The organism is Nocardioides aestuarii (genome assembly GCF_039527245.1).
Classification (GTDB): Bacteria; Actinomycetota; Actinomycetes; order Propionibacteriales; family Nocardioidaceae; genus Nocardioides; species Nocardioides aestuarii.
In genome coordinates this window covers 2,756,663-2,779,004 of sequence record NZ_BAAAJT010000002.1, presented here as the reverse complement: position 1 = coordinate 2,779,004, position 22,342 = coordinate 2,756,663, and the positions used below count along the sequence as shown (strand labels likewise).

General features: G+C 72.8%; 13 protein-coding genes. 8 read left to right on the top strand and 5 right to left on the bottom strand.

Going from position 1 to position 22,342, the window contains the following annotated elements:
* Positions 1 to 13: 13 nt before the first annotated feature.
* Genes ABD091_RS14015 through ABD091_RS13990 form a run of 6 tightly spaced genes read left to right on the top strand, consistent with a single transcriptional unit; the run spans position 14 to position 7,453 of the window.
* Complete coding sequence (locus ABD091_RS14015; RefSeq protein ID WP_343919461.1) at positions 14 to 1,327, top strand: hypothetical protein; 1,314 nt, start codon at positions 14 to 16, stop codon at positions 1,325 to 1,327.
* Positions 1,324 to 2,577, top strand: a complete 1,254-nt coding sequence (locus ABD091_RS14010) for a hypothetical protein (protein ID WP_343919459.1) — start codon at positions 1,324 to 1,326, stop codon at positions 2,575 to 2,577. The genes ABD091_RS14015 and ABD091_RS14010 overlap by 4 nt, the downstream gene beginning before the upstream one ends.
* Entirely contained in the window at positions 2,574 to 3,443 is an 870-nt protein-coding gene (locus tag ABD091_RS14005; RefSeq protein ID WP_343919457.1) for a sulfotransferase family protein, read from the top strand. Before ABD091_RS14010 ends, ABD091_RS14005 begins: the two co-directional genes overlap by 4 nt.
* Positions 3,431 to 4,270, top strand: a complete 840-nt coding sequence (locus ABD091_RS14000) for a GumC domain-containing protein (protein ID WP_343919455.1) — start codon at positions 3,431 to 3,433, stop codon at positions 4,268 to 4,270. The genes ABD091_RS14005 and ABD091_RS14000 overlap by 13 nt, the downstream gene beginning before the upstream one ends.
* Complete coding sequence (locus ABD091_RS13995; RefSeq protein WP_343919453.1) at positions 4,260 to 5,894, top strand: Wzz/FepE/Etk N-terminal domain-containing protein; 1,635 nt, start codon at positions 4,260 to 4,262, stop codon at positions 5,892 to 5,894. Before ABD091_RS14000 ends, ABD091_RS13995 begins: the two co-directional genes overlap by 11 nt.
* Positions 5,891 to 7,453, top strand: coding sequence for a lipopolysaccharide biosynthesis protein (locus ABD091_RS13990; protein WP_343919451.1), 1,563 nt, complete (start codon positions 5,891 to 5,893; stop codon positions 7,451 to 7,453). Before ABD091_RS13995 ends, ABD091_RS13990 begins: the two co-directional genes overlap by 4 nt.
* 12 nt (positions 7,454 to 7,465) lie before the next feature.
* Here the strand turns inward: ABD091_RS13990 and ABD091_RS13985 are convergent, their stop codons facing one another.
* Together ABD091_RS13985 and ABD091_RS13980 are read right to left on the bottom strand one after the other, a co-directional pair.
* Positions 7,466 to 8,404 (bottom strand): hypothetical protein, encoded by a 939-nt coding sequence (locus ABD091_RS13985; RefSeq protein ID WP_343919449.1) that lies wholly within the window; start codon positions 8,402 to 8,404, stop codon positions 7,466 to 7,468.
* Between the two features lie 364 nt (positions 8,405 to 8,768).
* Positions 8,769 to 13,688 carry a PKD domain-containing protein gene (locus ABD091_RS13980; RefSeq protein WP_343919447.1) on the bottom strand — a complete coding sequence of 1,640 codons (4,920 nt, stop codon included), beginning with the start codon at positions 13,686 to 13,688 and terminating at the stop codon, positions 8,769 to 8,771.
* A gap of 190 nt (positions 13,689 to 13,878) precedes the next feature.
* Between ABD091_RS13980 and ABD091_RS13975 the strand changes: the two genes are divergently transcribed.
* Positions 13,879 to 15,954 carry an RCC1 domain-containing protein gene (locus ABD091_RS13975; RefSeq protein WP_343919445.1) on the top strand — a complete coding sequence of 692 codons (2,076 nt, stop codon included), beginning with the start codon at positions 13,879 to 13,881 and terminating at the stop codon, positions 15,952 to 15,954.
* 12 nt (positions 15,955 to 15,966) lie between these two features.
* On the opposite strand, the gene pth is transcribed toward ABD091_RS13975, so the two are convergent.
* Positions 15,967 to 16,584: an aminoacyl-tRNA hydrolase gene (gene pth, locus ABD091_RS13970; protein WP_343919443.1), complete on the bottom strand. Its 618-nt coding sequence runs from the start codon at positions 16,582 to 16,584 to the stop codon at positions 15,967 to 15,969.
* 51 nt (positions 16,585 to 16,635) lie between these two features.
* The gene (locus ABD091_RS13965; RefSeq protein WP_343919441.1) at positions 16,636 to 17,319 is read right to left on the bottom strand and encodes a 50S ribosomal protein L25/general stress protein Ctc; all 684 of its coding nucleotides are present in this window, start codon (positions 17,317 to 17,319) and stop codon (positions 16,636 to 16,638) included.
* Positions 17,320 to 17,637: 318 nt separating this feature from the next.
* On the opposite strand from ABD091_RS13965, the gene ABD091_RS13960 reads away from it, so the two are divergent.
* On the top strand, positions 17,638 to 17,934 hold the full coding sequence (locus tag ABD091_RS13960) for a WXG100 family type VII secretion target (RefSeq protein WP_343919439.1): 297 nt from the start codon (positions 17,638 to 17,640) through the stop codon (positions 17,932 to 17,934).
* An 85-nt stretch (positions 17,935 to 18,019) separates the two neighbouring features.
* Here the strand turns inward: ABD091_RS13960 and ABD091_RS13955 are convergent, their stop codons facing one another.
* Entirely contained in the window at positions 18,020 to 22,342 is a 4,323-nt protein-coding gene (locus tag ABD091_RS13955; RefSeq protein ID WP_343919438.1) for a type VII secretion EssC family protein, read from the bottom strand.

Sequence of the window (22,342 nt, the reverse complement as noted above, 5' to 3'; positions counted from 1 at the left end):
GACCCCGCCACCGGTGGCACACACGCACCGGTCGCGCCCGGGGTGGCCGCTGACGCTGCTCTACATCGGGTTCCCGGTCTGGTGGGCCCTGGGGCTCGCCCAGCTGATGTTCTTCGTCGCCGCCGCCGCGATGGCGGTCATCCTCGTCCGGCGTCGCGAGCCGTTGCGCGTGCCGCACGGCTTCGCCCTCTGGGCGCTGTTCCTGGTGTGGGTGCTGCTCGGCATGGTCGTGCTGCGGGCGCACGCACCCGACACGCTTCCCGGCTTCGGGATGGCCCGGGTGGCCGGTTTCGTCATCCGCGCCGGCTGGTACGCCGCAGCCACCGTCGTGATGCTCTACGTCGTCAACACGGCCCGCGAGGTCACCACGCAACGGATCGTGCGGCTGCTCGCCTACATGTTCGTCGTCACGACCTGCTTCGGCGTCGTCGCGAGCGTCGCCCCGCAGCTCGAGTTCAGCTCGCCCGCCGAGCTGCTGCTCCCCCACGGCATCGCCAAGGCCAACTTCGTCTCGACCCTCGTCCACCCGACGCTGGCCTCCACCAGCGAGTTCCTGGGCTACGAGCAGCCGAGGCCCACGGCCCCGTTCCCCTACTCCAACGCCTGGGGCAACAACCTCGCCCTGTTCCTCCCCTTCTTCGTCCTCGCCTGGTGCGGACGTGACGCGGGCTGGCGGCGTCACGTCGCGCCGTTCGTGCTCCTGGCGGCGGTCGTGCCGATCACCTTCTCCCTCAACCGGGGCCTCTGGATCGCCCTGGCGGTCGCGGCGGCGTACGCCGCGTTCCGGCTGGCCGCCAACGGCCGCCGCCGCGCCCTCCAGGTGCTGGTCGCCGCCGTGCTCGTCGGCGGGACCGCCTTCATGGCCTCGCCGCTCTACGACACCGTCACGCTGCGGGTGGAGACGCCCCACAGCAACGAGCGACGGGCCAGCACCGCCGAGACCGTCGTCGCGGTGACCGCCGAGGGCTCCCCGATCGTCGGCTACGGCAGCACGCGCACGATGCAGGGAAGCTTCAGCTCCCTGGCCGGGGGCGAGACCGACTCGTGCCACCAGTGCGCGGCGCCGCCCCTCGGGACGCAGGGATTCATGTGGCGGCTCGTCCTCACCACCGGTTTCATCGGCACCCTGCTCTGCCTCGCGTTCCTCGGCGTGCAGTTCGTCCGGCGGGCACGCGGCCCGTCGCCGTTGGACGTCGCGACCTGCAGCGCGCTGCTCGTCGCCGTCCTGTGCTTCTTCGTCTACGACTCGTTGGGCTCCGCGCTCTTCACGGTGTGCATCGCCGTCGGCCTCATGGCCCGCGCCGACGCCGAGGAGGCGATCCGATGACCACGGCCGCACCGTCGTCGACCGAGTCCTCGGCCTCCTACGCCGTGGAGGTGGCCCGCCTGCTCTGGCCCGAGCCCTGGGAGCAGCCACGGGTCGTCCGCGGCCGGCGCGCGAACCGGAGGCTCGGCCACAACGCCTACGTCTTCCCGTCCGCGCGACGGCCGCGCATGCTGGTCCCGGCCGACCTCCCGGCCTCGGCCGTGATGGTCGGACACCTGGGGGGTCCTCGCCACGGCGCGATCCGCCCCCTCCGCGCCGTCCTCGCGCGCTCGGTCCGATCGGGGGCGCTCGCCGCAGCCGGGTGGCCCCTGCTGACGGTGCGGGGCGAGGACGCCGGCGCCGACTCGATCGAGCGTCATCTCAGCAGCGCGCTCGGCACCCGGGTCCGGGTCGGGGTGATGCTGGGCACTCGCCGTGTCACCCAGAAGCCGGTGCTCCCCGTCTTCGCCGTCGAGGGCGGCCTCCTGGGCTATGCGAAGGTCGGCCACAACGACCTCACCGCCCCGCTCGTACGACGCGAGGCCGCTGCGCTCGCCGCGCTGGCCCAGCGACCGCCGGCCGGTTTCCGGCTCCCGACCCTGCTCCACCACGGTCGCTGGTCGGGGCTCGAGGTGCTGGTGCAGTCGCCGCTGACGTCCCGGCCGGGGGAGTCCGTGCCGGCAGCGGCCCGGATCGCGGCCACCCGCGAGCTCGCGGGTCTCGGCGGGACCGAGCGCTGCGACCTCGGCGACTCGGCCTTCACCCGACGGCTGGTCCGCGAGGTCGAGGTCCTGCCTTCGTCGCCCGAACGCACCCGACTGGCGCGTGCACTCGACTCCGTCCTGACCGGTCACGGTGCCGATGCCCTCACGTTCGGCGGCTGGCACGGCGACTGGGGCCCGTGGAACATGGGCATGGCCGACGGGACCCTGCTGGTGTGGGACTGGGAGCGCTACGACCCCCGCGTCCCGCTGGGCTTCGACGCGCTCCACCACTGCGCCCAGCGGCTGCGGCCGGGCAAGCCCGGCGCGATGGAGCGTCGTCACGAGTTCCGCCTCGCCGTCCCCGAAGCACTGTCCGCCGTGGAGGTGCCGGCGGCCGAGCACGACCTCACCTCCGCGCTCTACCTCGCCGAGATCGGAGCGCGCTACGTCGAGGCGCTCTCCCACGGCGAGACCCCTGATCTGCACCGGCGGACCGCCTGGGTGCTGTCCCTGCTCGAGGAGCTCGCCGGGCTCCCGACCCCGCCCTCGTCGGAAGGACGACCATGACCGTGCGCGCTGCCATGCCCCACCCCGTCAAGACCTGGGGGCGGGCCGTCTCCGTCAGGGTCGGCACGGCCACCTCGTCCCAGCGCCAGCTGCCCGGCTTCGTCATGGTGGGTGCCCAGAGGGCCGGGACGACCTCGCTCTACCGCGCCCTGATGGCCCACCCCCAGGTCCACGCCGCCAACTTCCACAAGGGCGTCAACTACTTCGACGTCAACTACCACCGCGACTTCTCGTGGTACCGCGGACACTTCCCGACCTCGGCCTCGCTCCGCGCACGCACCCGCGGAGCCGCCGGACCGCCGGTCACGTTCGAGGCGAGCGGCTACTACATGTGGCACCCGTGCGCACCCGAGCGCCTCGCCCGCCACCTGCCCGACGTGAAGGTGCTGGCGATGCTCCGCGACCCGGTCGAGCGCGCGTTCTCCGCCTGGAAGCACGAGCACGCGCGCGGCTACGAGACCGAGTCGTTCGAGCGGGGCCTCGAGCTCGAGGACGAGCGCCTGGACGGCGAGGTCGAGCGGATGGTCGCCGACCCGGGCTACCAGAGCTTCAGCCACCGCCACCACGCCTACCGGCGTCGGGGGCAGTACGCCGAGCAGCTCGCCGCGCTGCGTCGTCACCTCCCCGCGGACCAGATCCACGTGGTCGACAGCGAGGCCTTCTTCGAGCGGCCCGAGGAGACCTTCTCCGACGTCCTCTCGTTCCTCGACCTGCCGATCGCGTTCCCGGAGACCTTCGACCGGTGGAACGGCAGGCCGAGCTCTCCGATGTCGGCGGAGACCCGTGAGCAGCTGCGCGACCACTTCGCACCGCACGACAGGGCACTGGCCGCCATGCTGGGACGAGAGCCGGCATGGCTGACCTGACTCCGCGACCGGGCCTCCCGCTCTGGTCGGACCACCTGAGGTTCCTGCGCCGCCACCGTGCCGTGGTCGAGGCCTCCGTGGCGCTCGGCATGCTGGTCGGCGTCGTGATGGCGCTGACCCAGCAGGCGACCTGGTCGTCGACCGCCTCGATCTCCCTGACGCCGGTGCCGGTCTACGTGAAGACCACGGCCGACGAGCTGGTGCCTCCCGAGGTCACCATCGACACCGACGCCCAGCTGCTCGGCAGCCCGGAGGTGCTCGGGGCGATCGCCCGCGAGCTGGACGTGGACCCGTCCGAGGCCGCCGACCACTTGGCCGTCTCGGCATCGCCGCAGACCCACGTCCTGCACGTGACCGTGTCCGGGGCCTCCGCGACCTCCGCCCAGGCCGCCACGGCCGCGGCCACCCAGGCGTTCGTCGCGCTCCGGGGCGAGACCCTGGGAGCCCTGGCCGAGGAGCAGCTCCAGCAGCTCCGGCTCGCCGTCACGGACCGCGAGAGCGAGCTCGTCGGCGTCACCGGGCGACGCATCGTCCTGGCCGACGACGAGCTGCAGCAGGAGGTGAACGACCTGCGCACCGCCCTCGAGGAGCTCGAGGACGCCCGGACCAACCCGGCGGCCGTGATCGACCCGGCCGACGTTCCCCGCACCGTCGACTACCCCAACCTTGAGGTCCCCGTGGTGTCGGGGGCAGGGCTGGGTCTGATCGCCGGCCTGCTCCTCGGGGCGGCTCGCGACCGGCTCGGCACCCGGGCACCGCCACGCAGGCGGGCCCACCACGACCACCTGTTCGTCACCAGCCACGAGGACCACCACCATGCACACTGAGCACACACGTCCACCGGCTCACCCGGTCACGCGGGCCGTCCGGCACCACCTGGTCCTCGTCGTCGTGTGCGCGCTCCTCGGCGGCGCGCTGGGCTGGGCCTGGCTCGCAGCCGCACCGCCGACCTACACGAGCACGGCGACGGTCCTGGTCAACCCGGCCGACGGCAATCCCTACTCCTCCTCACCGTCCTCCGTGCGTCAGGACGAGGCGACCAGCCTGGAGACGGAGGCCCAGGTCGCGGGATCGGTCGAGGTCCTGAGCGAGGTCGCCGACGACACGCAGGTGCCGCTCGCCCAGCTGGAGCGGGGGGTCGCCGTGACCGTCCCGCCGAACACCCAGGTGCTGCAGTTCAGCTTCACCGCGGCCGACCCCACCGTCGCGCGCACGGTCACCGACGCGGTGGCAACCACCTACCTCGACAACCGCGACCGTCGCTTCGACGACCTCAACGACGCGCGGCTCGACCGGGTCGAGCAGCGGACCCTCGAGGTCGTCGACGACCTGCGGGCCGCCACTGCTGCTGCCCAGGAGGGGCGCCCCGGGGAGCAGGCCTTCCAGCGTCGACTGGCCGACACGCTCAGCAGCGAGCTCGTCAGCCTGCGCGCCCAGCGCACCGCGCTGGAGAACAACCGGTCCCCCGGTGGAAGTGTCATCTCCCCGGCGTCGCGGCCGACCGGCTCGGGAGGACTCGTCGGGCTGGCCTTCCCCGTCGGCGGCCTGCTGCTCGGACTCCTCGTGGGAGGTGTGATCGCCTACGTCCACGACCGGACCCGGGGCCGGGTCCACACGGCTGCCGAGGTCGCCCGTGCCGGGCTCCCCGTGGTGGCCGCGGTCGGCCGGCCCGGGGCCCATGGCAGCGCGTCGGGCTCGCCGGACCAGGAGGCCGAGATCGCTGTGCGGCGCACGCGGACGGCCCTGCTCGAGCACGCTCCCCGTCCCGATGTCATCGCCGTGGCTCCGGCTGGCGGCGGACGGCCCGACGCCGGCGTCTCCGAGGCCGTCGCCGCGTCGCTGGCGCGGTCGGGCCACCGGGTCGTCCTCGTCCAGACCGAGCCAGCACCCTCCTCGGGGGGTCTCGCCGTCGGTGAGCGCGGCCTCGCGGAGGCCCTGCTCCACGACCGTCTCAAGCCGCTGGAGCTGCTCCAGCCCAGCGTCGACCCCTTGCTCTGCCTGCTGCCCGCGGGCAACGTCGACGACCAGAGCCGTGACCTGCTCACCTCCGACCGGGTGCGGACCGTGCTGCAGCCACTGGTCGACGCGGGACACCTCGTGGTCCTCGCCGCCCCGGGCCTCGAGAGCGCCGACGGCGAGGAGATCCTCGGCGCCGCCGACCTCGGACTCGTCGTCGTGACCCGGGGCCGCACCCGGACCCGGTCGGTCTCCCGCGCGGTCGACGTCACCTCCACCGTCGGACCTGAGCTGGTGTCCTTCGTGGTGGAGCCGAGCACCTCTGCCCGCCTGCACCGGCAGGCCTCCGGCTCCGGTCCGCGGCACGTGCCCGACACCGGTGACGTCCCCCTCCCCGACCTGGTCGGCGAGACGACCACGGAGCGGTCGGCCACCCTCCCCTCGTCCATGCCGGGCTCGGGCACCAAGTCGACGTCGAAGCGCAACCGCAGATGACCGTCGTCGACGCCACCGCCCCCGGTCACCACGGCCAGCTCGAGAAGCTGGCACGCCGGGGCACCGCCAGCGTCCTCGGTGCAGCCTGCAGCGCCGTCTTCGGCGTGCTCGTGGTCGTCATCGTCACCAACGGGTTCGACCCGACCGTCGCCGGCACCCTCTTCGCCGCCACCTCCGTCTTCCTCATCCTCGAGGCCGTCGCCGTCCTCGGCACCGACACCGGCCTGGTCAAGTGGCTGCCGACGCTGCTGGCCACGGGGCGCGGTGTCGACGTGCGCCGCACGCTGGTGGTGGCGACGGTCCCGGTGCTGCTCACCTCGGTCGCGACGGGGGTCGTCCTCCACCTGGTCGCCGGCACCCTGGCCCCTGTCATCGTCGGCGACGACGCGGCAGCCACGGGCCAGGCGATGCTCCGCGCACTCGCGGTGGTGCTGCCGGTGGCCACGCTGCACGCGCTGCTCCTCGCGGCGACGCGGGGCATGGGCACGATGCGCCCCACGGTGGTCGTCGAGAACGTCGGGCGCTTCGGGCTGCAGGCCCTCGCCGTCCTGGCCGTCCTGCTCCTCGACGGTGGCTCGACGGCGCTGGCGCTTGCCTGGGGCCTGCCCTACCTCCCGGGCCTGGTGGTCACGGCGGTGTGGCTGCACCGCCTGGTGCGCCGCGCGAGCCCCCCCGCCACAGCCGGGGCGGTGCCCGAGGCATGGTCGACCTTGGCCCGCGCGTTCTGGGCCTACACCGCGCCGCGGGCGCTCGCCCGGGTCGTGCAGGCGGGACTCAAGCGCTCCGACGTCGTGATGGTCGCCGCGCTGGCCTCCCCCGCGGCCGCTGCCCTCTACACCGCCGCCACGCGGTTCGTCGTGCTCGGGCAGCTCTTCGTCCAGGCCGTGCAGCAGGCGCTCTCGCCCCAGCTGAGCTCACTGTTCGCCAAGCGCGAGACCCGCGCGGCCGACTCGGTGTTCCAGGCGGCGACGCAGTGGAGCATGCTCGCCGCCTGGCCGCTCTACCTCGTCATGGCAGGGTTCGCGCCCACCTTGATGCTCGTGTTCGGCGAGGGCTACGACGTGGCCTCGGACGTGGTCGTGATCTTGTCCCTGACCATGCTGCTCGCCACGGCGTGCGGGCCGGTCGACTCGGTGCTGCTCATGTCGGGCCGGAGCTGGTTGAGCCTGGCCAACAACGCCGGCGCCCTGGCGCTCAACGTCGGTCTCAACCTGGCCCTGATCCCCCTGCTCGGCATCCGGGGGGCTGCGATCTCCTGGTCCGTGGCCATCGTCGTGCGCAACCTGCTGCCGCTGGTCCAGGTCAGACGTCAGCTCGGCATGAGCCCGCTCACCCGCAGCAGCCTGCTCGTGGCGCTCACCGCGGTCGCCTGCTTCGGCGTCATCGGAGTCGTCGGCCTCGTGCTCGACCCTTCGACGGTGGTCGCCTGTGCCCTCATCGGCCTCGGGGTCGCCGCCTACGGTGCCAGCACCTGGTCGCTACGCGACCGGCTCGGACTCGCGGCCTTCCGCTCCACCCTGCGCACGCGGCAGTCCCGGACCGCCGCCGTTCCGCGCTGAGGGTCCGCGGGGCTACATCGCCCGCGGGTCCTCGAGCGTGCGCTGGAACGCGCGCAGCCGTGCTCCGTCGAGCCGCCAGTCACGCTCGTCGGTGGAGTTCCAGATGCAGCCGAACCAGACCCGGTGGGTGCTCAGGAGGGCCTCGCCCGCGCTCGCCACCGTCTCCGCCGAGTGGCCGTTGTACTCGCCGACACCGATCGGCATGTGTCGGTGACCCCGGCGGCGCAGGTACCTGCGCAGCGCCTTGATCCGGTCGCCGGGTGCCATGGGACCGGGATTGTCGGCCGTACCGCCCTGGTAGGTGTCGATGCCGAACCAGTCCCACAGCCGCAGCATCCGGTCGGTGGCGAACTGGTCCATCACGTCCTCCTGCCGGTCGAGCAGGAACCCGTTCAGGATGGGGCCGACCCGCAGCCGACCCTGCTTGAAGTGGGGCAGGATCTGCCGGTTGGCCCGGACGAACTGCCGGGGCGACATGTCGGTGTAGGGCTCGTGCCAGAACGCCACCGCGGTGGGCTTGTTGAACGCCGCCAGCCGGTCGGCTGCCTGCTGCGCCACGCGGTTCCAGTCGCCGCGGGCTGCGCCCTCGATGTCCCCGCCCACCTTGTAGGAGACGACCGGGAGCATCCCGTCGCGGTGCGCCTGCTCGATGGTCCGGAGCTGGCTCTCGGGACCCCGAGCGAGGTCGGCGTAGATGCGTCGTGCCGTCAGGCCGGGACCGACCTGCTCGACCTTCTGCGCCCACAGGTCGTTGGGGGTGCTCATGCCGATCAGCGGCGTACCGCGCCGGAGGACCGCCTTGAGCCCCGTGCGCTGGCGTCGGCGGGCCTCGCTGCCGGCGAGCGTCTCGGCCAGCGCTCCACCACCGGCCAGCGTGGTCGTGCCGACCACGCCGGCACCCACGGCTCCTCCTGCGAGGCGCAGGGCGTTGCGGCGGGACATGGTTTCCATCGAGATCTCCGTTTCGGTGCACGCGGGACGACGTCCGGGGCACGCAGGCGACACCGGGCAACGCCCCGCAGGGGGGTGTGTCCGGTCCGGCGCCCCGTGGGGGTGGGGCGGGACCGGGTCGGCGCGTCCGCGGCGATGGCCCCCGGCTCGCACGGACTGGCGCGACGACGGACCGGACTCTAGGTGAGTCCCGGCCCGACGAGCGACCCGCGACGCGTCCGCGGGGGCCCGACGTGGGCAACCGCTGGCGTCCTGACCCCGCTCTCACCTGCGGTGTTGCGCGCCGACTAGCGAAAATGGGGGAACCTGCGGACCGGACGGCCGAGCCGTCTAGTCCGCAGGTCCCCGCGAGGTTCGCGAGCGCCTACGGGGTGCCCGCGGTCGCGACGCTCTTGGTCAGGCTTCCCGACCGGCCCCAGACGTCGGTGGTCGTGAGCGTGACCGTGTAGGTGCCCGCCGTCGCGTAGGTCCGGGAGGGGCTGGCGGACGTGCTCGTGCCTCCGTCGCCGAAGGTCCACGCGTAGCGGATGGCGTCGCCCTGCGCGTCGACGGTGCCGGCGCTGCTGAACTGGCAGCTCGTGCCGCTCGTGCACGTGGCGGTGAACTGCGGGACCGGTGCGGTGTTCCCGGCCGGTTCCACCAGGTTCACGGTCCGGGTCGTCGAGGCCGACTTCCCCCATCCGTCGGTGGTGGTGAGGGTGATCGTGTAGCTGCCCGTCGTCGCGTAGACGTGGGCGGCCGGCGCCGAGCCCGTGCTCGCCGTCGTGCCGTCGCCCCAGTTCCACGAGTAGACGATCGCGTCGCCGGTGTTGGGGTCGGCCGTCCCGGCACTGCTCACCGAGCAGGTGAGCCCGTTGCAGCTCTGGGCGAAGGTGGGCACCGGTGCGACGTTGCCGCTGGGCTCGATGATCACGACCGTCTGAGCCGCCGACGTGGCCGAGGCCTGCCACTCGTCCCGGACCGTCAGCGTCACGGGGAAGCTGCCCGGGGCGGTGAAGGTCTTGGTCGGCAGCGGTCCCGTCGCCGTGCCCTGGGTGCCGAAGCTCCACGAGTAGGTCAGCGAGCTGGTGTTCTCGTCGGTCGACCCACGGCCGTCGAAGGTGCAGACGTTCTGGTTGCAGGTGTAGGTGAAGCTCGGCACCGGCGGGTTGTTCGACGGCTGGGTGACCGTGATGCCCGTGGAGATCCGTTCCACACCGATCTGGTTGTGGACGTCGACCGGGCGCACCCGCACGGTGTAGGTGCCCGCAGGGATCACCGGTGTCGTGTAGGAGTAGTTCGAACCGGCGCTGCCCGGGCTGTTCAGGAAGGCCGTCCGATAGCTCGCCGTGGTGCTGGTGAAGGCTCCCGTGGAGCTCATGTAGCGGCCGGCGGAGTCGACCACCGCGACCTGGACGGAGGCGATGCCGGCGTACGGGTCGGCTGCGTCCTCGGCGCGGCCGGTGACCACGATCTTCCCGGCGTCGAAGCTGGCCCCGGTCTGCGGCTGGCCCAGGGTGTCGGACAGGGCCGGGAAGCCGTCGCCCGGGTAGGTCGCCCACGAGGCGGTCGCCGGTGACGCGTCCTGCTGGTCGCGGGTGTCGAAGGCGAGCGCGGTGAAGCGCCAGTTGCCGCCGGAGGGCAAGGTGATCTGCGGCAGGGACCAGGTGGTCGCGGTCCCGCCCGGCGTGCCGAGCGTGGCGGTGCGGTAGGCGGCGGCGGCCGCCATGGTTCCGTTCGCCTGCAGGTAGCGACCCGTGTCGCGGTCCTGGAGGCTCACCTGCACCCGCGCGACGCCGGTCTCGTCGGAGGCCGTGCCGGACAGGTTGACGTTGAGCGAGCCGTCGGTGGGCGGCGTGAAGCTCATCGTCGCGTCCGGCGGGCCGTCACCGGGGTACTGCGCGTTGACCGTGAGACGGCCCTGGTTGGTCGTCGAGGTCGACAGGTCGGTGTCGTCGGTCGCCCGGACCGAGAACGTGTAGGTGCCCGGTCGGAGGTTGAACGGCGTGGTCCAGCTCCAGTTGTAGTTGGCGCCGCTGATGTCGACCGGCGAGATCCGGCAGCGACCGGCGCTCACCGTCGTGCCCCAGCTGCAGTCGTTGCCGAGGTTCTCCCCCGTGGAGGAGTTGCGCAGCGAGATCTCCACGTTCTTCAGGCCGGTGTCGTCGGAGGCGGTGCCCGCGAACGTCATCGGGCTCCCCGGCTCCACCGTCACCGGGTTCGCGGCGAACGGCGGGTTCATGGCGACCGGCTGGGTCACGGTGACCGACGGGGCCACCGCGTTGGAGTCGACGGTGAAGTCGCGCGTGGCGCTGCGGAGGTCGGCCTGGCCGGCGGTGTCGACGGCCGTCGCGCTCCCCCGCCAGACGCCCTCGTGCGGGAGCACGACGTCGTAGGTCCAGGTCGCGCTGGTCGCGCCGATGACGTCGGGCTGGCCGCGGAAGGTGTTGTAGATGTCGTCGACCGTGCCGTCGTTCTGGAGGTAGCGACCCTGCTCGTCGCGGAACCAGTAGGTGAGCGAGTTGACGCCCTTGTCGTCCGACGCGGTGCCGGTCATGGTGAAGCTGGTGGAGGTCTGGATGCCGCTGGGACCGCTGATCGACGTCGTCGGGGTCTGGTCGGTGAGTCCGAAGGACTCGATCTTCTTCGTCGCCTGCGTGGAGTCGCCGGTGCCACCGGTGGCCGCCGTGAACGCCTGGGCCGAGACCAGCAGCTCGCGGTTCCCGGTGACGGTGGCCGGGATCGTCCAGCCACGCGTGGTGCCACTGCCCGACAGGGTGGCGTCGAGCGTGTTGGCCGTGGTGCCGAAGGTGGTGAAGGACGTTCCGTTGTCCTGGAGATACTGACCGGTGTTGCGGTCGCGCACCTGCACCTGCACCCGGCCGACGGTGCCACTGGCCACGCGGGCCGTGCCGGTGATGTCGAACGGTGTGCCGTCGGTGACCACCCGGCCCTCGATCGGGGCAGTGATCGTGGTGTCGGGCAGCGTCGGCGGGTTCGTGACGGTGTTGAAGTCGAAGAACCCGATCCGTCCGGTGCGGACTCCGCCCTTGAACATGCCGTCGCCACCGACGAGGAGTCCACGCGGGGTGGCCTCCATGGCCTTGTCGCCCTCGAAGGAGTTCGAGCCGCCCGTGGGGTTCCACTCGATCGACTTGCCGTCGGTCGGGTTGAGGGCGGCGATGTGGTCGCGACGCACCACCTGGTCACCGAGCCCGTAGCCCGAGAGACCCTGTCCGGTGCCGTAGCCGACGTTGTCGAGGCCCGGCCACGGGTCGTCGGACGTCGGCGACTCGATCCACGAGAAGTGGCCGCCGACGTAGACCGCGACCTCGGTGATCGCGACCGAGTAGATGCTGTCGAAGTGGCGAGAGATCCACAGCGGCTGCACGTCGGAGTCCTGCAGCGACGACGCGGTGAGCGGGTAGGCGATCGCCGTGTCGCTGATCGGCGGGGCGTCGCCTCCGGAGCCGCTGGTGACCACGAAGTAGGAGTCGTCGGGGGCGATGTCACCGGCGACGATGCGGGTCACTCCGCCGACCCGCGCCAGGTTGGCGTCCCAGAGCTGGCTGCGGAACGGCAGCAGCTCCTTGGTGGCAGTGTCGATGATGCCCATGCCCAGGCGGTCCTGGCCGTCGATCTGGCGGCCGGTGTGGATGACGAGCAGCTTGGTCTCGTCGTGGGTGAGCTTGAGCTGCGGCACGCCGAGCTGGCCGTTGACGCCGATGCCGCCCGAGAGGTTGTTGTCGAAGGACTGGTCGACCACGCCGGACGCCGCGTTGACGGCGGCCACCCCGGTGCGGAGCACCCCGTTGATGCGACTGAACCGGCCACCGACGTAGAGCGTGCTGTTGGTGGCGGCCAGCGACTGGACCGCGTTGTTCGTGCTGTTGGTGAAGCCGAAGGTGCTCAGCGGGGCGCCGGTGGTCAGGTTGAGGCTGGCCACCTTCTGCTTGGCGACCCCGTTGACGGTGTTGAAGGTGCCTCCGACGAACAGCTTGGTGCCGTCCGGCGTCGCCTCGACGGCGGCCACGCCGCCGTTGAAGGTGGGCCGGAAGCTGGCGTCGACGAGGCCGGTGTTGAGGTTGTAGCTGGCGAGCCCCGCCTGGTTGTAGGTCGTGGTGTTGGTGGCGGTGTTGTTCTGGATCGAGGTGAAGCTGCCGGCGATGAACACGCGGTTGAGCGACGGCACGACCTCGATGTCCCAGATCTCGCCGTTGCTGATGCGGGGCGTGTCGGTGCGGGGCCGGTCGGGCACCAGCCGGTTGTGGTTGGGCTGCCCGGTCAGCACGGGCGCCACCGTCGGGTTGGCGGTGCGTGTCGCCGGCGCAGACTGGAGACCCTGGTTGTCGGTCACACGGAGGGTGATCGTCTTGGCACCGCCGGTCACGTAGGTGTGCGTCGTCGACACCCCGGTGCCGGTGGTCCCGTCGCCGAAGTCCCAGGCGTAGGACGCGATGGACCCCGGCGCGGTGTCGGTGGAGCCCGACGCGTCGACAGTGCAGGTCGCCTGCGGGCAGCTCACGGTGAAGGAGGCGACCGGCGCGACGTTGGGCTCGGCGGTCTGGTCGGGGGCGAGCACCACGGTCCACATGGTCGCCTTGCGGCTGGAGAGGGCGCTGGTGGCGGTCACGCCGGCGGCCTGGCCGGTGGACACCGGAGCGCCGAAGTCGGAGGCGACGGCACTGATGCGACCGGTCCCGGTGTTGGCGATGGTGCTGCGCCGGGTCTGGCTCGCGGGCAGGGTCCAGCCGGCCGTCGCGCTGCTGGCCTTGTCGGCCCAGTAGGAGACCTGGTGGGAGCCGGCGGTCGCCACGGGTGCGCCGGGCGTCGTGTGGGTGGTGCGGTTGGTGGTCTCGGCGGCGGACGCGAACGCGTCGACGGGGTCAGCGCCGGTGCCGTCGTAGGCGAGCAGGCTGACGGTCGCCTTCGTGGTGGCCGAGAACGTGACGGCCGCGTTGCGTCCCGCGTCGTTGGCCGCGGCCACGCGGCTGTAGAGCGTCGTGCGCGTGTCGGTGCTGGCGAGCCGCGACCCCTCCAGCGTCCACCCGGCAGGAGGGCTGGTGATCGACACGCCTGCCTTGTTGCTGGTGACGAAGAGCAGCATGCCGTCGCCCTCACGCACCTCGGCCGGGATCGTCGCCCGGGCGGTGCTCTGGTTCCACGCGGCCTGCGCCGCTGCCCGGAAGGTGATGGTGTCGGCCGCCTGCGCCGGCGAGACCGAGACCCCCACCACGGCGAGCGCCGAGGCGACCAGCGCGAGCGCCGAACCCGCTGCCCAGCGACCCCGCTGGACCCTGCCCACATTCCACGATCGCCGCATCACGGCACCCCTGTCGCTCGCACTTCAGCACGCACCGCCGTCGAGGCGGTCCCTGCTGCGGAACGTAGGACCGCGTCAGGGGCGTCATGGCCGGTCGACAAGGGGATCCCCATAATCGATGACCCTCGTCACACCGCCGTCCGGCGGTCCTCGATCGCCCCACAGTGGGCCCATGACACGCGCGCGCCCCCTCCGACTCCTGGCGCTGTGGAGCGCCGCGGCGGCTCTCGCCCTGCCCGTGGCCCCGCAGGCCGTCGGTGCCGACATGCCCCCGGCGCGGATCGCGTCGGCGGCCAGTGCTCCCGGTGTTCCCTGGACCTGGGGAGGCAACAGCTACGGCGAGCTCGGGAGCGGGACGACGCAGTCCCGGCTGACGCCCGGTCCGGTGACCGGTCTGGCCGACGTGGTCGACCTCCACGGTGGGCGCGAGCACGTCGCCGCGCTGCGGGCGGACGGCACGGTCTGGACGTGGGGCAGCAACCAGCAGGGACAGCTCGGCCTCGGCACGACCGGCAACCGGTCGGTCCCGACGCAGGTGACCGGCATCAGCGGTGCGACCGCGGTGGAGACCGGGCACAACCTCAGCCTCGCCCTGATGGGTGACGGCACCGTCCGTACGTGGGGCCTCAACGCCGACGGGCAGCTCGGCGACGGCACCACGACCCTGCGGCGGAGCCCGGTCACCGTCGTCGGCCTCGACGACGCCGTCGCCGTCGCGGCGGGTCGCAACATGAGCTACGCCCTGCGCGCCGACGGCACCGTGGTCGGGTGGGGCCGCAACGACGAGGGACAGCTCGGCGACGGCACCCGGACCCGCCGGCTGACGCCGGTCCGGGTCGGTTCGCTGACCGACGTGGTGGCCATCGCCGGGGGCCGCGACCACGGCCTGGCGCTGAGGGGTGACGGCACCGTGTGGGCCTGGGGGTCCAACGACTACGGCCAGGTCGGCAACGGCACCACCACCGACCAGGACTCCCCCGTCCAGGTCACCTCCGGCGTCAGCCAGGTCATCGCCGGCGCCCACCACTCCTACGCGCTGCGGACCGACGGCACCGTCGCCGCCTGGGGACGCAACTACCGAGCCAACCTCGGCGACGGCACGACCGCGACGCGCACCCGTCCGGTCAGCGTCCGCAACCTCACCTCGATCGTCTCCATCGGCTCGGGCCGGGACACCGGCGTCGCCGTGCGTTCCGACGGCCGCGTCCTGGCGTGGGGCGGCAACGCCTCGGGCCAGGTGGGCGACGGCACCACGACCAACCGGTCGACCCCCGTCCTGGTCCCCGGGGTGACCGACGCCGTCCTGGCCGGCGGTGGCGGCGCGGCCTACTCGGTCGTCCTCGTCGCCGACGGCGCACCGCCAGCACCCCAGGACCCGGTCGCGGTCTTCACCACCTCCTGCTCGGGGCTGACCTGCACCTTCGACGGGCGCGGGTCCTCCGACGCCGACGGTCCGCTCAGCGGCTACACGTGGGACTACGGCGACGGCCAGGGCGCTTCGGGGACCGCGGCCTCGCGCACCCACACCTATGCCGCCGCCGGCACCTACCGGGTGACCCTGACCGTGACCGACGGCAGCGGCGCCACCGGCTCGGTGGGCCACGACGTCGTCGTGCAGGAGGCGTCCCCGGGGACGGGACCGGTGTTCTGGAGGGCGGCCTCCTCCGACTCCAACACGGCCCGGCCCGCCGTCGGCGTCCCGGCCACGGTGCGGAGCACCGACCGGCTGGTGCTGGTCGTGACGACCAACCGGACCGCGACCCTGACCACCCCCAGCGGCTGGACCCTCGCCGGGACGGTCACGGACGGCACCGAGGTGCGCTCCTGGGTCCTCACCCGGGCAGCCGGTGGCGTCGCCGGCACCACCCAGACCCTCACGCTGGACGCCATCTCCAAGACCAGCCTGGTGCTGCTCGCCTACGAGGGCGCCGGCGCACCGTCCGCCGTGGTCGGTCAGCCCGAGACCGGCAGCGGGACCACCCACACCGCGCCGGCCGCCCCCGTGACCCAGGCCGGGTCGACGGTCGTGCGCTACTACGCTGACAAGACCTCGACGGTCCACGGCTGGACGCTGCCGCCGGTGCTGACCCAGCGGGCGACGACGACGGGCAGCAGCGGCGGGATGCTCACGGCGGTGGCCGGCGACCAGGGCGGCGTCGCCGCTGGAACGGTTCCGGCCCTAGCCGCGACCGCCGGGGCGAGCGCCTCCAAGGCCGTGGCGTGGACGATCGTGCTGCCACCCTCGTGAGGCGCGCGATCCTCAGCCGTTGAAGGTCTGCTGGGTGCGCTCGAGCCCGTCGAGCACCAGCGACTCGACGGCATCGGCGGCCCGGTCGACCTGGAACGGCAGCTCCTTGCGCTCGGTCGAGGAGTAGTTCGACAGCACGAAGTCGGCGACGTCCTGGCGGCCGGGTGGCCGGCCGATGCCGGCGCGGACCCGGAAGAAGTCGCCGGTGGCGAGGGAGGACCGCATCGAGCGGAGCCCGTTGTGGCCGTTGTCGCCGCCCCCGAGCTTGACGCGCAGCGTGCCGAAGGGGAGGTCGAGCTCGTCGTGGACGGCGACGACGCGGCCAGGGGGGATCTTGTAGAAGCTCGCCAGAGACTTGACCGGTCCCCCGGTCTCGTTCATGTAGCACCGCGGTCGGGCGAGCACGACCCGCGCGGTGGTCACTCCCGGGCTCCCGAGCCGGCCCTCCACGACCTCGGCCCGCCCGGACTTGTGGGCGCGGAAGGGTGACCCGAGCCGACGCGCGAGCTCGTCGGTCACGAGGTAGCCGACGTTGTGGCGGTGGCCGGCATAGGAAGGGCCGGGATTCCCCAGCCCGACCACCAGCCAGACCTCGGACCCGGTGGGGGTCGCGGTCTGGTCGGCGGTCATGGCGGAAGTATCCCGGCCCGTCCGGACGCCTGCGTCAGCAGGTCGCCCCGGTCACTCGGCGGAGTCGCCCTCGGCGGCGGCCTCGTCGCCCTCGCCCTCGGCCGACTCGCCCTCGGCGGCAGCCTCGTCGCTCTCCTCGTGCTCGATGCCGGCCTCGGCCTCGGCCTCCTCCAGCTCGGCCTCGAGGGCCTCCTCGGAGATCTGCTGCGCGACGTTGACGATCAGCAGCTCGGGGTCGGAGAGCAGGGTGCTGCCCGACGGGATGGTGAGGTCGGAGGCGTGGATGAGGGTGCCGACCTCGGCGCCCTCGACGGAGACCTCGAACCACTCGGGGATGTGGGTGGCCTCGGCCTCGACGGAGACGACGGCGTTCTCGGTGACGACCAGCGTGTCGGGACCGGCCTCGCCGACCACGTGGATCGGGACGTCGACGTGGACCTTCTCGCCACGACGCACCGCGACGAAGTCGATGTGCTCGATGACGCGGGTGATCGGGTCGACCTGGATCTGCTTGGTCAGGGCCAGCTGGCTCTTGCCCTCGATCTGCAGGTCGAGCAGCGCGTTGGCGCCGCCGTGCTTGATCGCGATCCAGGTGTCGTGACCCGGGAGGGTGACGTGGACGGGGGCCTCGCCGTGGCCGTAGATGACGGCGGGGACCTTGTCGTCGCGACGGATCCGGCGGGCGGCGCCCTTGCCGAACTCGGTGCGCGGCTCGGCGGTGATCTTGTCAGCCATGCTTGCTCTCCTCGTGGTGTGCTGCGAAGTCAGGGGCCCCGCGAGGAGGGAGGTCGCGCGACAGCGCGGCCGGTGGCCCGCCCTGTCGATCACGGACCCGGAGGTCCCTCGCCGAGGCAACCGTCCGATCCTAGGCGAGCACCCCGCCGGGCGACCAATCCCGGAGCCGCATCTGCCCCGGGAGCGAGCCGGAGGAACCTGCTGACGACCCCGCCCTCGTCGGGTAGCGTGGGCGCGTCTCGGGGACCGGCCTGTGCACGGACAGACCCGGCGCACGGTGGGCGTCGGTCCCCACACTCAACAAGGGGGAACCCAGTCGTGGCCAACGTGAACGTGACCTACGAAGAGATGAAGAGCCAGGCGACCAAGCTCGCCGCCGGCCGCCAGGAGATCGAGAGCAAGCTCAACGAGCTCAAGGGCCAGGTCGACAACCTGGTCGCCGGCGGCTTCGTGACCGACTCCGCCTCCGCCGCCTTCCAGACCTCCTACGAGGAGTTCACCAAGGGCGCCTCGCAGACGATCGAGGGCCTCGACGGCATGGGCCAGTACCTCACCAAGGCGGCCGAGACCTTCCAGAGCGTCGACAGCGAGCTCGCCTCCGCGCTCAAGGGCTGACGCAAGCCCTCATCGCTTCACCGCACCACCGGCCAAGGGCCGCTGCCTCCCGGCAGCGGCCCTTCGTCATGCCCGCCCCAGAGGGTCAGAGGAGGGTGGCGACCTGGCGGAGCTGCCCGTCGCCGAGGTGGAGCCAACCGGTGCCGGCCTGGGTCGGCTTGCCGATGACCTGGCGGGACACGCGGGTCCCGATCAGGTCACCGTCGCCGAGCTCCTGCGGCGACAGCAGGAGTCCCTGGCGGCACTTGCGGGCGTCGACCTGCCAGCCCGAGAAGCCCGCGCAGAGGCCGTCGCGGTGACCACCGAGGAGCAGGAAGACCCCGGCGCGCTGGCCCTTCGCCACCACCCCGTAGAAGTCGTTGGCACCGGAGTCCTTGAGGACTTCGCCGTCGTCGACCACGAGCAGGACGGGGCCGGTGGCCCCCTCGAGCAACGCCTCGTAGACCTCGGCGGTGGCCGTCGCCTCGGTGACCACGCCCAGCACCCCGGGCGCTCCCTCGAGCTCGCGGACCGCACCCGGACGGGGTGCCACCGCCAGCACCTGTCCCCCGGTCTCGACGAACCCGCGGGCTGCGGCGGCCAGGACGGAGCTGCGTCCGGAGCGGTTCGGTCCGGCCACGATGAACGCCGGGGCGTGCAGGTCGGCCTCGAGCAGGGCGAGCTCGTCACCGCCCACGCCGACCGCCAGGACCGGCGCCTCGGGCGGCGTACGGCGCAGCCCCATCGCCAGCTCGAGACCGGCACGCTGCGGCAGGACGTCGACCCGGAACGGCCGTACGTCCTCGGACGAGGACGCCTTCGACTCCTCGGCCAGCGCCTGCAGGAACGCCGCCTGCGCCTGGCCCGAGTCGTCGCCGGCCAGCAGCGCGACCTGGGTCTCGAGCATGCCGGCGGCGAAGCCGCGCCCGGCCGCGATCCGGTCGGGCATCTGCCGCGGGGGCAGGTTCACCAGGCCGTAGTCGGTCTTGTCGGCGAAGCGCAGCGTCAGCTTGTTCTCGGTCGTCGAGACGATGCGCGAGTTGTTGGCCATCGACCGGTCGCCGGTGATGATCGCGTGGACGCCGACGCTCGCGCCCTCGCGGAGGATCCGCAGCACCGCGTTCATGATCTCGTCGCTCTCGCCCAGGGTCGGCACGAAGCCCTCCCAGCGGTCGAGCATCAGCACCAGGTGGGGCAGCGCGTCGCCCGGGCTCGCCGCACCGGCGCGCTGCTCCCGCACGTCGGCGTAGCCGGCACCGGCCAGCAGTCCCTGCCGCCGGTCCATCTCGCCGGTGATGCGAGCCAGCAGCCGGGCGGCACGCTCGGTCTCGGTGCGGTTGACCACGGCACCGCAGTGCGGGAGCGACCCGAGCGGGTTGAGGGCGCCGTTGCCGCAGTCGAGGCCGTAGACGTGGACGTCGGAGGCGTCCGTGAGCCGCGCGATCGACGCCGCGACCGTGCGCAGCACCTGGGAGCGGCCGCTCTTGGCCGAGCCGAAGACCAGCAGGTGCCCGTCGGCGTCGAGGTCGAGCGCGGCCACCTCCTGCGCCTGGTCCTCGGGCAGGTCGCGGCGCCCGTAGGGCAGCGGGGGTACGACGCCGCGGACGGCCTTGCCGGACACCACCTCGTCCCACAGCAGGTGCTCGGGCAGGGCCTCGAGCCACGGGCTGCGCTGCTCGCCGATGCCGTCGGCCTCGGCCGCCTCGACCGCCGCCTGCACGAGGGCAGCGAGGTCGGTGTCGGCCACCTCGTCGCCCCCGCCGCGCTTCGGCGGCGCCGGCGGCTGGTAGCCGAGCGAGGTCCACGAGACCGGGGCGAGGAACGGCGGTGCCACGTCGGTGGCCACCACGCCGGGTCGCCGTCCGCCGACCCGGCCGGCCTGGAAGGCCAGCAGCGCCCCGGCGCCGAGGCGCGCGTAGCCGCGTCCCGGGGAGCTCTTCGGGATGCGTGCGGACTCGGGGCTCTGGAGGACGTCGGTCGAGTCGGCGGTGTCGGCCACCCGCAGCGCGATCCGCATGTTGGTGTTGGCGCGGATCTCCGGCGACACCGAGCCGCTGGGCCGCTGGGTCGCGAGCAGCAGGTGGATGCCGAGGCTGCGACCGAGCTGGGCGATGCTGACCAGCCCGGTGACGAACTCGGGCAGGTCCTTCACGAGCTGGGCGAACTCGTCGATGACCAGCAGCAGCCGCGGCAGCGGGGGCCGGTGGGGTTCCTTGGCCTGCAACAGCTGGTAGTCCTCGACGTCCTTGACCTTCGCCTCGTCGAGGAACCGCTGGCGCCACTTCAGCTCGGCGTTGAGCGAGGCCAGGGCCCGCTCCACGAGGTGCTTGTCGAGGTTGGTGACGTTGCCGACCGTGTGGGGCAGGTGGATGCAGTCCTTGAACGCCGCGTTGCCCTTGTAGTCGATCAGCACGAAGTTGAGGTGGTCGGGCCGGTTGGCGATCGCCAGCGACGCGATCATGGTCTGGAGCAGCTCGGTCTTGCCCGACCCGGTCATGCCCGCGATCAGCCCGTGCGGCCCGTCCCCCGCGAGGTCGAGCGCGAACGGGCCCTGGAGCCCGACGCCCAGCGTCATGGTGGTGCTGCGCGGCTGGGCACGCCAGCGGCCGCGCACGGCCTCACCCGTCGGCGGCTCCAGCCCGATGACCTCCAGCAGCCGCGCGCTGTCGGGCAGCGACTCACCACCCGCCCCGGCCGCCCCGACGTCGCGCAGGGGGGACAGCTCGCGGGCGAGCTGGTCGCACCAGTCAGCGGTCACGCCGTCGAGCAGGACCTCCGGCAGCGGCGCGTGGCCGGTCCGCCGCAGGGCGGCGTAGGACGGCTGTGCGGCGTCGACGGAGACGGTGGCCGTCGCGCGCTCGGGGAGGGAGCGGACGTCGTCGCCGGTGCACACGGCGTAGATGCCGACGGCCGGACCGTCCTCGAGCACCTGGGTGAGCCCGATGGTGCCGCGGAGCTCGCGGAACCCGTGGACGAAGACCACGTGGGGCGCGAAGCTCTCCGCGCGCAGCCGGGAGTCCTCTCGCCCCATCTCCTGGCGTGCCTTGACCATCGCCGTGAGGTTCGCGACCTGTGCCGTCACTGTCTCGGGGTCGTTGCCGACCAGCGCGAGGCAGGCCTCGGTGGTGTCGGGGCGCAGGTGGGGCAGCCAGCGCAGCCAGTTCCACTCCGGGCCGCCACGGCTGCTGACGAAGCTCATCGAGAGGTCGCGCGGGGCGTGGTAGGTCGCCAGCTGGGCGATGACCCACCGCAGCGAGGCGTCGACCCGGTCGTCGGGACCGGCGATGCCGACGACGCGGCTGTCGGTGATCGACACGCCGACCGGGATCGCGTGGAGCCGGTGGTCGGACCCGTCCTCCGCCCCGGTGACCTGGACCGTGGAGGGCACCTCGCTGGTGCCGAAGCGGATGTGGAACGCGTCGTCGTCGTGACGGCGGCGCTCCCACAGCCGCTGGCCGGGGAGCAGCCCGGTGACCAGGGTCGCGGCGGGGTCGGGCAGCTCGTCGCGCAGCCGCTGCGACTCCGAGCGCAACGCGTCGTCGAGGGCCTGCTGGGCGGCAGCGAGGTCGGCCTCGTACTGCTCGAGCGCCTCGCGGTAGTCCTTCGCCGACCCACGCTTGTCGGTGATGTAGTTGGCCCCCATCATGATCGGGCTCATCGTCGCCATGATGAGGAAGTAGGGGCTCATGAAGTAGGCCATGACGCAGCCGAGGATCAGCGGGATCACCATGGCGACGACCGGAAACTTGCGGGCCTTCTGCTTCTGGGGCGCCGTCGGCACCTCGACCGTCGGCGCCGCGTGGAACGGCAGGATCCGCGGCGGGCGCAGGAAGTTGAGCCAGCCGGGCTCCGCCGGCTCGACGGTCGCGTGGGCGTCCGTGGCCTGGCGCAGGACCAGCTGGGAGTCGCCGGCGCTGAGCACCTCCCCCACCGCCCACTCCGCGGCCTCGTGGGCGGTCAGCTCCTCGCCCTCGAGCCGTGACCCGTTGCTGGAGCCGAGGTCGGTGACCTGGACGGAGTCGGCGGTCACCGCGATCCGCAGGTGTCGCCGCGACAGAGAGTGGTCGTTCCAGCTGAGGACGCCGCTGCGGCCCGCCTCGTGGACGCCGATGGGTAGCCCGAAGACCCGACCCGCGTCGGGCCCACCCACGACGTGGAGCTGCAGCCCGGCGGTCGGCAGCGGCGGGGCGGCGGTGTCGACGCCGTCGACACCGACGCGTACGCCGTCGCGCAGGCCGAGCTCGCCGACGGGACCGGCGGCCGAGCGCGGCAGGTCGACGCCGTGCTTGGGCGGGACCGACACGGCGCCCGCGGCGTGCCCCTGGGCCGCGAGCCGGCCGACCAGCTCCTCGCCGGCCAGCGCGTCGTCGCAGTCGACCAGGACGTCGGTGGAGCCACGCGGGCCCTCGACGGTGACGGTGATGCGCAT

Coding starts and splice junctions, on each gene's coding strand:
- ABD091_RS13975 (WP_343919445.1), top strand. CDS start 13,879: ATGACACGCGCGCGCCCCCTCCGACTCCTGGCGCTGTGGAGCGCCGCG.
- ABD091_RS14005 (WP_343919457.1), top strand. CDS start 2,574: ATGACCGTGCGCGCTGCCATGCCCCACCCCGTCAAGACCTGGGGGCGG.
- ABD091_RS13955 (WP_343919438.1), bottom strand. CDS start 22,342: ATGCGCATCACCGTCACCGTCGAGGGCCCGCGTGGCTCCACCGACGTC.
- ABD091_RS14010 (WP_343919459.1), top strand. CDS start 1,324: ATGACCACGGCCGCACCGTCGTCGACCGAGTCCTCGGCCTCCTACGCC.
- ABD091_RS13990 (WP_343919451.1), top strand. CDS start 5,891: ATGACCGTCGTCGACGCCACCGCCCCCGGTCACCACGGCCAGCTCGAG.
- ABD091_RS13995 (WP_343919453.1), top strand. CDS start 4,260: ATGCACACTGAGCACACACGTCCACCGGCTCACCCGGTCACGCGGGCC.
- pth (WP_343919443.1), bottom strand. CDS start 16,584: ATGACCGCCGACCAGACCGCGACCCCCACCGGGTCCGAGGTCTGGCTG.
- ABD091_RS13985 (WP_343919449.1), bottom strand. CDS start 8,404: ATGGAAACCATGTCCCGCCGCAACGCCCTGCGCCTCGCAGGAGGAGCC.
- ABD091_RS13965 (WP_343919441.1), bottom strand. CDS start 17,319: ATGGCTGACAAGATCACCGCCGAGCCGCGCACCGAGTTCGGCAAGGGC.
- ABD091_RS14000 (WP_343919455.1), top strand. CDS start 3,431: ATGGCTGACCTGACTCCGCGACCGGGCCTCCCGCTCTGGTCGGACCAC.